We start from the raw sequence: 8,861 nt of genomic DNA, 5'->3' as shown, positions 1-8,861 counted from the left end.
GCGGACTAGTCATCGCGCTCTCCTGATCTTTCAGGACAAACGTCAGTGAGGACGGATAGGTCCGTTATGCTGACCGACCATGGTCAGCCAGCGACCAGTTCGCCCATCCAGCGATCGAACAATTGCGGCCACAACGACCCCGGTGAACGCGGCGATAGGCGCGTGCCGAAGCCGTGCCCGCCATGCTGGAGGAAATGCGCCTCGGCGGGGATGCCGGCGCGGCGCGCGGCGGCGAGCGTATCGACGCTGTTGGCAACCGGGACCGTGTTGTCGTCCTCGGCATGCACGAGGAACAGTGGCGGGTCGCCAGCCTTCAACTGTCGGTCGATCGCATAGCGCGCCTGGACCGCAGGCAGCGGATCAGGACCGAGCAGATTCGCGCGCGATCCGCCGTGACTACGACCCGGATCCATGTTCGAGACCGCGTACATGAGCCCCGCCCAGGCAGGACGCGCAGAGTGCCGGTCGGCGGCATCGACCGGACGATCCGCCTTGAACTCGTGCAGCACCGCCACGGACCCGGCAAGGTGCCCGCCGGCCGAGAAACCAAGCACGCCGAGCTTCTCCGCCCTGATCCTGTAGGCGCGCGCATTGGCACGGATCAGCCGCATCGCGCGCTGTGCGTCGGCGAGCGGGACGTCTGCGCGATCGGCCCAGCCTTCGCCGGGCAGCCGGTAGCTCAGCACGAACGCGGTGATCCCGAACGCGTTCAGGACGCGCGCGACATCGATTCCCTCGTTGCGGAGCGAGGTGATCGAATAGCCGCCGCCGGGAACGATCAGCACCGCGCGACCGTCGGGCCGAGCAGGGCGGAAGACGCCGACCTCGGGCCGCACCACGCCGCGCATCTGGAAATCGCGATACCCATCGGGGTAGCGCGGCATCCGCGGCTGCGGGACCGGCAGCGGGTTCGGCGCGCCTGGTGGAATACCTGGCCATAGCGCGAACCGTTCTGCGGGCGGCCACATCGGCACGTCCGTAGCGTGAGGCTGAGCAGCAGTGAACTGCGCACCGCTCCGCGCGAATGCAGGAAGCGCCAGCCCGGCGGCAAGGGGGAGGGTGAGCAGCGAACGGCGATCGAAGGTCATGGCGAAATCCTAGACGATCGGATCGCGTTCGGGGAGGGGCCGGCGCCGCGAGCGGCGATTATTCGCGGGCTTTCTCAAAACACGGCGAGCGCGGCATGCAGCGTGAGTGCGACGAGCATCAGGCTCGACAGCGTGAAGAAGAGAAAGCGTGCCCTGACGCGGTTGCTGGTTGCCTGGACGAGGCTGTGCGCGATCCGTAGCCCGACATAGGCCCAGGCGATCCAGGCATTGACGCCGTTGCCCGTGCCGCTGAGCGCGATAACGGCGCAAACAGCGTAGAACAGCGTCGGCTGCTCCATCAGGTGGTTGTAGTTGTGCGCCTTCCATTGCACCTGCGGAGGCAGCGATCGATCCGCGTCGGACGCCTTGGTGCCGACGAGCTTGCCCATATCGACGCCGGCCGCCTTCATCGCCGGCAACCGCGTCGCAAGCGTCCAGCCCAGCATCACGAGCGTCCACGCGATCAGGACGACCATCGGTCGCAGGATCTCGCTATGCATGAAAAAGCCTCCCCCGGTTATCCGGAGGAGGCTGCATCAATTGCCCGGAAGGGGCAACGGTATCCCTAATCCTCCCCCGCTAGGGGGAGGTGTCGCGAAGCGACGGAGGGGGCGGCGGCGATAACGTTGGCGCCGCGTCCTCCCCCTCCGTCAGGCAAGCGCCTGCCACCTCACCCCTTGCGGGGGAGGATCGAAAAGTTCAGGCCTTAGTCAAAGCTCGAGCCCCACTTGCGGACCGGACGGTCCTTCCAAAGCCCACGATGATAGGCGTCCGACGCCAGCAGCGGCATGACCGAACCGGCCTCCGCGAACACCATCTGCTCGATGCCCGTGTTGACCTTGCCCCACGATGCCGCTTCCTGCAGCGTCGAGGACGAGCACGCACCGTCGCGCACGTCGGCGACGGTGATCTGCACCGCATACTTGTGCACCTGGACGTCGTCGTGACCGAGGATCTCGGCACAGACGACGGTGTCCTGGATGAAGTTCTTCGGCACGCCGCCGCCGATCATCAGCAGACCGGTGGTGCCCGCCTTGATCTTGATCTCGGTGAGTTCGCGGAAGTCGGCGATCGCATCGAGGACCATGTACGGCTTGCCCGCCTTCACCGCGTCGACCTGATGCTTGACCAGGCCGAAGCCTGCCGACGAGTCGACGAACGCCGGGCAGAAGATCGGCACGTCATGCTCGTAAGCGAGCTTGACGAGGCTGTTCTCCTTCTTGCCGTGCTCGACGAGATACTTGCCCATCTCGCGGATGAACTCGCGGCTCGAATAGGCGCGCGGCTCGAGCGTCTCGGCGATCTCGAAGATCGTGTGGTCGACGTGCTGGAGCTCTTCCTCGTCGATATAGGTGTCGTAGATCCGGTCGATCATGAGCGAGCGCAGCACGTCGTCGTGCGGCACTTCGAGCGCCTGGTAATGCTTGTGGCCGAGGCCCTCGAAGAAATCCATGTCGACGATCGTCGCGCCCGTCGCGACGATGCCGTCGATCATGTTGTTGCGCAGCAGCTCGGCATACAGGTCCATGCAGCCGCCGGCGCTCGTCGAGCCTGCGATCACGAGGAAGATCGTGCAGTCCTTGTCGGCCAGCATCTGGTTGTAGATGTCGGTCGCACGGCCGAGATCGCGGCTGGTGAACGACATCTTCTTCATCGCGTCGACGATCGGCCGCGCGTCGAAGCTGGTGATGTCGATATGCTCGACGGTGGTCGAAAGGAGTTCCGCCTTGCGCTGCGCGTCGATGCGGGTGTCTTCGGTCATAACATGCTCCATAAATCCCCCTTCCGCTTGCGGGAGGGGTTAGGGGAGGGACTGAAATATCCGCGAACGCCACGCTCGCGAACAAGCCCTCCCCCGACCCCTCCCGTAAACGGGAGGGGAGGAAGAAGGGCGCGGTACTAGAAGTTGGTTACAGCTTGACGACGTTCGACGCGAGGTCCTGGAACCGTTCGTCATACAGCGAGACCATCGGCTCGTCGGTGACGATCACCGTCTCGTCCGATCCGAACCCGTTGAACGCGGTCCGCATCGCCGAGCCGTACGCGCCGAGCATGCCGATCTCGATGTAATCACCCGCCTGCGTGTCCGCGGGCAGCATGAACGGGCCGACCATGTAATCCATGTCGTCGCACGTCGGACCATAGAAGCTGAACTCCATGTCCTTCGCACGGCTGTCCGGCTCGCGGAGCAGCTCGGTCGGGAAACGCCAGCCGATATGCGCCGCATCGAACAGCGCGCCATACGCACCGTCGTTGATATACAGCTCGGTCCCGCGGCGCTTTTCGACGCGCACGATGATCGACGAGTATTCCGCACACAATGCCCGGCCCGGCTCGCACCACAGCTCGGACGAATAGCTGACGGGCAGCGATTCGAACGCACGGTGGATCGTCTCGAAGAAATGCTCGAGCGGCGGGGGCTCCATGCCGGGATACGACGACGGGAAGCCGCCGCCGACGTCGATGACGTCGACCGTGACCGCCGCTTCGACGATCGCCGCACGGACGCGCTCCATCGCGTTCGAATAGGCCTCTGGGGTCATCGCCTGCGAACCGACATGGAAGCAGATGCCGAGTGCGTCCGCAGCCTGGCGAGCGGCGAACAGCAGCTCCTTAGCTTCATGCGGTGCCGCACCGAACTTCGACGCCAGCGACAGCTTCGAATGCTCGGAAGACACGCGCAACCGAACGCAGAGCGTCAAATCGGTGGCGGCTTTCGTGGCGCGAACGACCTTGTCGAGCTCTTCCAGGCTGTCGAGGCTGAAGGTGCGGACGCCGTGCGTGAAATACGCCTCGGCGATCGCTTCCTCGGCCTTCACGGGGTGCATGAAGCACAGCGTAGCCCCGGGAAGCGTCCGTGCGACCAGGCGCACTTCGGCGATCGACGCCACGTCGTAATGCGTGATGCCATTGTCCCACAGGATCTGCAGGAGTTCGGGAGACGGGTTCGCCTTCACCGCATACATCGAGCGACCCGGGAACTTCTCGACGAAGAACCGAGCGGCGCGCGCAGCAGCGTGCGGACGAACGAGCGTGACCGGATTGACCGGGCGCCCTTTAGCGATGTCGATGCCGCTCCCGATGCGGGAGGTGTCGGCGGTCGAATGGGCTTTCGCTAACCCCAGCGCGATATGATGCTTGACCAATTCAAGGGACCTCCAATGTCCTGAGACAAATTACGAAAACACTGCCTTGCGGTTGGAAGTCCCATGGGGCAGCGGAAGCGCGATCTAGGGTTACGCGCCCCCCATGTAAATAGCGTTTGGCGGATAGGAGACGGTGTGTGACGATTTTGCGACAACCGACGCGGGCGGGTGTACGGGACGCCGCGGAAAAGATCGCCCGGATCCTCCCGCCGACACCACTCTTCGTCAGCGAAATCAAGGGCGTACCGGTCGCTTTCAAGGCCGAGTCGTTGCAACCAATCGGCGCCTTCAAGATTCGCGGCGCGTGGCATCGGCTCACCGCATTGGACGAGGCGACGCGACAAAAAGGCGTCGTCGCGTTCTCGTCGGGCAATCACGCGCAGGGCGTGGCGTGGGCGGCGAAACGGCTTGGCATCGCAGCGACGATCGTGATGCCGTCGGACGCGCCGCGGCTGAAGCGCGAGTCGACGCTGGCACTGGGTGCAGAGGTGGTGACCTACGACCGCGCGACCGAAAGCCGTGAGACGATCGCCGCAGGGCTGGCCGAAGCGCGGGGCGCAACGCTGGTGCCGAGCTTCGACGACCCGTGGATCATCGAGGGGCAGGGGAGCGCTGGGATCGAGGCAGCCGCCCAGATGGCGGCGCTCGGCATGGGCGTGCCAAGCCGCGTCGTCATTCCCTGCGGCGGTGGCGGTCTGTCGGCAGGCATCGCGCTGGCCTTGAAGGGCAGCGCAATCACCGTCGTCGAGCCCGAGGGCTGGGACGACATGCGCCGCTCGCTGGAGGCGTCGTGGATCGAACCCGTCGGCCCCAACCCGCCGCCGACTGCGTGCGACTCTCTCCAGACCATGCGCGTATCGCCGCTGACCTTCGACGTCCTCTCCCGCCGCGATGCGACTGGCGTGGCGGTCAGCGAAACGGAAATCGCGACGGCACAGCGCTGGGCGGCGGAGAAACTGCGGCTGGTGATCGAACCCGGCGGCGCGGTCGGGCTGGCGGCCGTGCTTTCGGGGAGGGTAAAGCTCGAGCCCGGCCTGCTCGTCATCCTGTCCGGGGGCAACGTCGACCTAGCCGCGTATGCCAAGGCAATAGCCGCGTGAACCCCGCACTGACATCCATCGCCGCCGCCGCGCCTGCAATATCAATGCTGGGCATGTTCGCCTGCCTGATCGGCGGCATCGCGCTGATCGTAAAGAAGCGCGACACGAAGAAGGGCGTGCTGATGCTGATAATGGCCGCAGTCCTGCTAGCCAACGTAGCAATCTGGACGCTGTAACTCCCTCGCCCCTACGGGGAGAGGGAAGGGGCCCGCCGCACTTGCGGCGGGAAGGGAGAGGGGGGTTGGGAAGCGCTGCCCATCCCAACTCCCCCTCATCCGACGCTGGCGCGCCACCTTCTCCCCGAGGGGAAAAGGAAAATTACCGGATCGGCGAGTTCGGGTCCAACCGCATGTCGAGATACTTGTCCACCGACCCCATCAACTCCGGCATCTCATGCTCGAAGAAGTGGTTAGCCTTCGGAATCGTGTCGTGATGGATCGTGATATGCTTCTGCGTCCGCAGCTTATCCACCAGCTTCTGCGTCGCCCCCGGCGTCGCGACCTCATCGGCCTCGCCCTGGATGATGATCCCGCTCGAAGGGCAAGGCGCCAAGAACGTGAAGTCGTACAGGTTAGCCGGCGGCGCCACCGAGATGAACCCGCGAATTTCCGGACGGCGCATCAGCAGCTGCATGCCGATCCACGCGCCGAAGCTGACGCCCGCGATCCAAGTCGTCTGCGCCTCGGGGTGGAAACTCTGCACCCAATCGAGCGCGCTCGCCGCATCGCTCAGTTCGCCGACGCCGTTGTCGAACACGCCCTGGCTCTTGCCGACGCCGCGGAAATTGAACCGCAGGGTGGCGAACCCGCGCCGCTGGAAGGTCTTGTAGAGCTGCTGCACGATCGCGTTGTTCATCGTGCCACCGGCCGACGGATGCGGATGCAGGATCATCGCGACGGGTGCGCGCGGACGCGGGCCCGGCGCAAAACGACCTTCGAGACGGCCTTCGGGACCGGGGAAAATGACTTCTGGCATAGGCACTCGCGAGCTGGGATACGCACTCGGGTGGAGTGCCGGGTTATCGACGCTATATAAGGTCCGCGCCCCTTTTCGCAATTGGAACCGACCCTGGCCCGTAACGACTCGCGTATCTACCTCGATCACGCCGCCACCACGCCTATGCGCCCCGAGGCTGTCGCGGCGGTGATGGAAGGCATGGCGCGCTGGGCGAACCCCTCCTCGCCGCATGCCGAGGGCCGCGCGGCACGGGCTGCGCTGGAGGGCGCGCGGAAGCGGATCGCGCAGGCGCTGGACTGGCCGCATCACGTGATCCTGACCAGCGGCGCGAGCGAGTCCGCGGCGTTGGCGTTACGTGGGCGCCCCGGTGTCGCGGTGGCGGCGGTCGAGCATGATGCGGTCCTCCGCGCGGCCGAACAGCCGGTGATGCTGGAGGTCGACGCAGGCGGTATCATCATGAACGGGGAGGGCGCGCCGACGATCGCGCTGCAATCCTCGAACAGCGAAACCGGCGTCCTCCAGGATCGCCCCACCGGCGTCTGGATAGCCGACTGCTCTCAGACCGCCGGCAAGCTCCCGCTGCCCGATGCTGACCTGATCATCGTCTCCGCGCACAAGCTCGGCGGGCCTCCGGGCATCGGCGCGCTGCTGGTCCGCGATCTCGGCCTGCTCTATCCGACCGGCGGGCAGGAGCGCGGGTATCGCGGAGGCACCGAGAACCTGCCCGGCGCACTGGGCTTCGCCGCCGCGCTCGAAGCGCCCCGCGACTGGTTCGCTGACATGCCCGCCCTCCGTGCTACGCTGGACGAGGCAATCTTTGCGGGCGGTGGCGAGATCGTCGCACATCACGCCCCGCGCATCTCTACAATCGCCTCCTATCGCATGCCCGGCGTCAGCTCCGCCGCGCAGTTGATCCGCCTCGACATGGCCGGGTTCGCCGTCTCCGCGGGCAGCGCGTGCTCGTCGGGCAGCATGCGCCCAAGCCACGTCCTCGCCGCGATGGGCTATCCCCCCGAAGCCGCCGCCGAAGTCGTCCGCGTCAGCTTCGGCTGGACCACAACGGTCGAAGATGTCGCCAAGTTCGCCGAAGCCTGGACGCGCATCGCCACCGACATAAGGCGGGCCGCATGACCTACCTCGACTACCAGGCAACCACCCCCCTCGCGCCAGAAGCGCTCGCGGCAATGCTCCCCTGGCTCGAATCACAGCATGCCAACCCGCACTCCCCCCACCGCGAAGGCCGCCGCGCCAAAGCCGCCGTCGAGGTCGCGCGCGATCAGGTTGCCGCGCTGCTCCCCCCCGGCGGCCGCATCGCGTTCACCAGCGGGGCCACGGAAGCGCTCAACTGGGCGATCAAGGGGACGGCGGGCCCTATAGTCACGCTCGCCACCGAACACGCCGCCGTCCTCGATACGGTCGCAGCGGAAGCGGCGAGGGCGCGCCAAGTCACGATCCTCCCGGTCAACCCAGACGGCGTAGTCGACCTCGACGAAGCCCGCGCCGCGATCCAACCCGGCACCGGCCTCGTCGCCGCGATGCTCGTCAACAACGAGATCGGCGTCATCCAGCCGATCGCCGCGCTCGCCGAGATCGCACACGCGGCCGGCGCGATGATGCTCTGCGACGCAGTGCAAGGCTATGGCCGCGTTGCGATCCCCGAGACCGTCGACCTCATCTCCATCTCCGCGCACAAGATCCACGGCCCCAAGGGCATTGGCGCACTGTGGATCCGCGACGGCGTCAATCTTGCCCCGCTGATGCACGGCGGCGCACAGGAAGCCCCCGGCCGCTCGGGCACGCTGTCACCCGCCCTCTGCGCGGGCTTCGGCGTCGCTGCGAAACTCATGGCCGATCGCAAGAACGAGGACGCCGCGCACATCGACCGCCTCTGGTCGCTCGCGCTCGACCGCCTTGGCCCCGGCTGGACGATCAACGGCTCGACCGAACATCGCTACCACGGCAACCTCAACATCCGCCGCGCAAACCTCGACGTGAACCGGCTTATGTCCGACCTCCGCGACATCGCCTTCTCCGCCGGGTCCGCCTGCGCAAGCGGATCGGGTCGCTCCAGCCACGTCCTCCGCGCGATCGGCCTCACCGAAGCGCAGGCGCGATCCAGCATCCGCCTCGGCTTCGGCCGCTACACCACCGAAACCGAACTCCGCGACGCGATCGATGCGATCGTCGTCGCAGCCGAGGCGCAATGGCCATGATCGTCCGCTTCATCGCCCGCGACGGCACCGCAACGACGACCGTCGCAACCCCCGGTGACCGCCTGCTGGACGCCGCACAGGCGCATAACCAGCCGCTCGAAGGCACTTGCGAAGGCCAGCTCGCCTGCGCGACCTGCCACGTCATCGTCGACCCCGCGGACTTCGCCCGCCTGCCGCCAGCGACCGAAGACGAGGAGGACATGCTCGATCTCGCGCACAACGCGACGCGCACCAGCCGACTTGCTTGCCAGATCCGCCTAACCGAAGCGCTCGACGGCTTGACCGTTCGCATCCCGAATTAAACGACAGCAAAGCTTACAGGAAGACAACGGCCGGTTCAGGGAACGTGCACGGCCG

General features: G+C 66.2%; 10 protein-coding genes. 5 read left to right on the top strand and 5 right to left on the bottom strand.

From position 1 onward, the window contains the following. Positions 1-83 precede the first annotated feature (83 nt). From C8J39_RS01145 to C8J39_RS01130, 4 genes are all read right to left on the bottom strand, one after another. Entirely contained in the window at positions 84-1,088 is a 1,005-nt protein-coding gene (locus tag C8J39_RS01145; RefSeq protein WP_120298979.1) for an alpha/beta hydrolase, read from the bottom strand. A gap of 74 nt (positions 1,089-1,162) precedes the next feature. After that, on the bottom strand, positions 1,163-1,588 hold the full coding sequence (locus tag C8J39_RS01140) for an MAPEG family protein (RefSeq protein WP_120298978.1): 426 nt from the start codon (positions 1,586-1,588) through the stop codon (positions 1,163-1,165). Between the two features lie 206 nt (positions 1,589-1,794). Beyond that, positions 1,795-2,850 (bottom strand): 1,9-bis(guanidino)-5-aza-nonane synthase, encoded by a 1,056-nt coding sequence (locus C8J39_RS01135; RefSeq protein ID WP_120298977.1) that lies wholly within the window; start codon positions 2,848-2,850, stop codon positions 1,795-1,797. 148 nt (positions 2,851-2,998) lie between these two features. Then, positions 2,999-4,234, bottom strand: a complete 1,236-nt coding sequence (locus tag C8J39_RS01130; RefSeq protein ID WP_120298976.1) for a type III PLP-dependent enzyme — start codon at positions 4,232-4,234, stop codon at positions 2,999-3,001. Between the two features lie 137 nt (positions 4,235-4,371). Here C8J39_RS01130 and C8J39_RS01125 point away from each other — a divergent pair, with 137 nt between their 5' ends. Together C8J39_RS01125 and C8J39_RS01120 are read left to right on the top strand one after the other, a co-directional pair. Further along, positions 4,372-5,334 (top strand): threonine/serine dehydratase, encoded by a 963-nt coding sequence (locus tag C8J39_RS01125; RefSeq protein ID WP_120298975.1) that lies wholly within the window; start codon positions 4,372-4,374, stop codon positions 5,332-5,334. Beyond that, the gene (locus tag C8J39_RS01120) at positions 5,331-5,510 is read left to right on the top strand and encodes a hypothetical protein (RefSeq protein ID WP_120298974.1); all 180 of its coding nucleotides are present in this window, start codon (positions 5,331-5,333) and stop codon (positions 5,508-5,510) included. The genes C8J39_RS01125 and C8J39_RS01120 overlap by 4 nt, the downstream gene beginning before the upstream one ends. A gap of 142 nt (positions 5,511-5,652) precedes the next feature. Here C8J39_RS01120 and C8J39_RS01115 read toward each other — a convergent pair whose 3' ends face one another. Then, positions 5,653-6,309, bottom strand: coding sequence for an alpha/beta hydrolase (locus C8J39_RS01115; RefSeq protein WP_056048342.1), 657 nt, complete (start codon positions 6,307-6,309; stop codon positions 5,653-5,655). Between the two features lie 81 nt (positions 6,310-6,390). Between C8J39_RS01115 and C8J39_RS01110 the strand changes: the two genes are divergently transcribed. From C8J39_RS01110 to C8J39_RS01100, 3 genes are read left to right on the top strand one after another with little or no spacing between them, the layout of a single operon-like run. Further along, entirely contained in the window at positions 6,391-7,422 is a 1,032-nt protein-coding gene (locus C8J39_RS01110) for a cysteine desulfurase family protein (RefSeq protein ID WP_259457484.1), read from the top strand. After that, entirely contained in the window at positions 7,419-8,504 is a 1,086-nt protein-coding gene (locus C8J39_RS01105) for a cysteine desulfurase family protein (protein ID WP_120298973.1), read from the top strand. The genes C8J39_RS01110 and C8J39_RS01105 overlap by 4 nt, the downstream gene beginning before the upstream one ends. Continuing rightward, positions 8,501-8,806 (top strand): 2Fe-2S iron-sulfur cluster-binding protein, encoded by a 306-nt coding sequence (locus C8J39_RS01100; RefSeq protein ID WP_120299650.1) that lies wholly within the window; start codon positions 8,501-8,503, stop codon positions 8,804-8,806. Before C8J39_RS01105 ends, C8J39_RS01100 begins: the two co-directional genes overlap by 4 nt. The last annotated feature ends 55 nt before the right edge of the window (positions 8,807-8,861 follow it).

This window comes from Sphingomonas sp. PP-CC-1A-547 (assembly GCF_003610375.1).
In the GTDB taxonomy this organism is placed as follows: Bacteria; Pseudomonadota; Alphaproteobacteria; order Sphingomonadales; family Sphingomonadaceae; genus Sphingomonas.
Note: the sequence above shows the minus strand (reverse complement) of the source record. Positions and strands in the feature narration are given on the sequence as shown.

Excerpts from the sequence above, each read along its gene's own strand:
- C8J39_RS01145 (WP_120298979.1), bottom strand. The coding sequence starts at position 1,088 with ATGACCTTCGATCGCCGTTCGCTGCTCACCCTCCCCCTTGCCGCCGGG.
- C8J39_RS01140 (WP_120298978.1), bottom strand. The coding sequence starts at position 1,588 with ATGCATAGCGAGATCCTGCGACCGATGGTCGTCCTGATCGCGTGGACG.
- C8J39_RS01135 (WP_120298977.1), bottom strand. The coding sequence starts at position 2,850 with ATGACCGAAGACACCCGCATCGACGCGCAGCGCAAGGCGGAACTCCTT.
- C8J39_RS01115 (WP_056048342.1), bottom strand. The coding sequence starts at position 6,309 with ATGCCAGAAGTCATTTTCCCCGGTCCCGAAGGCCGTCTCGAAGGTCGT.
- C8J39_RS01105 (WP_120298973.1), top strand. The coding sequence starts at position 7,419 with ATGACCTACCTCGACTACCAGGCAACCACCCCCCTCGCGCCAGAAGCG.
- C8J39_RS01100 (WP_120299650.1), top strand. The coding sequence starts at position 8,501 with ATGATCGTCCGCTTCATCGCCCGCGACGGCACCGCAACGACGACCGTC.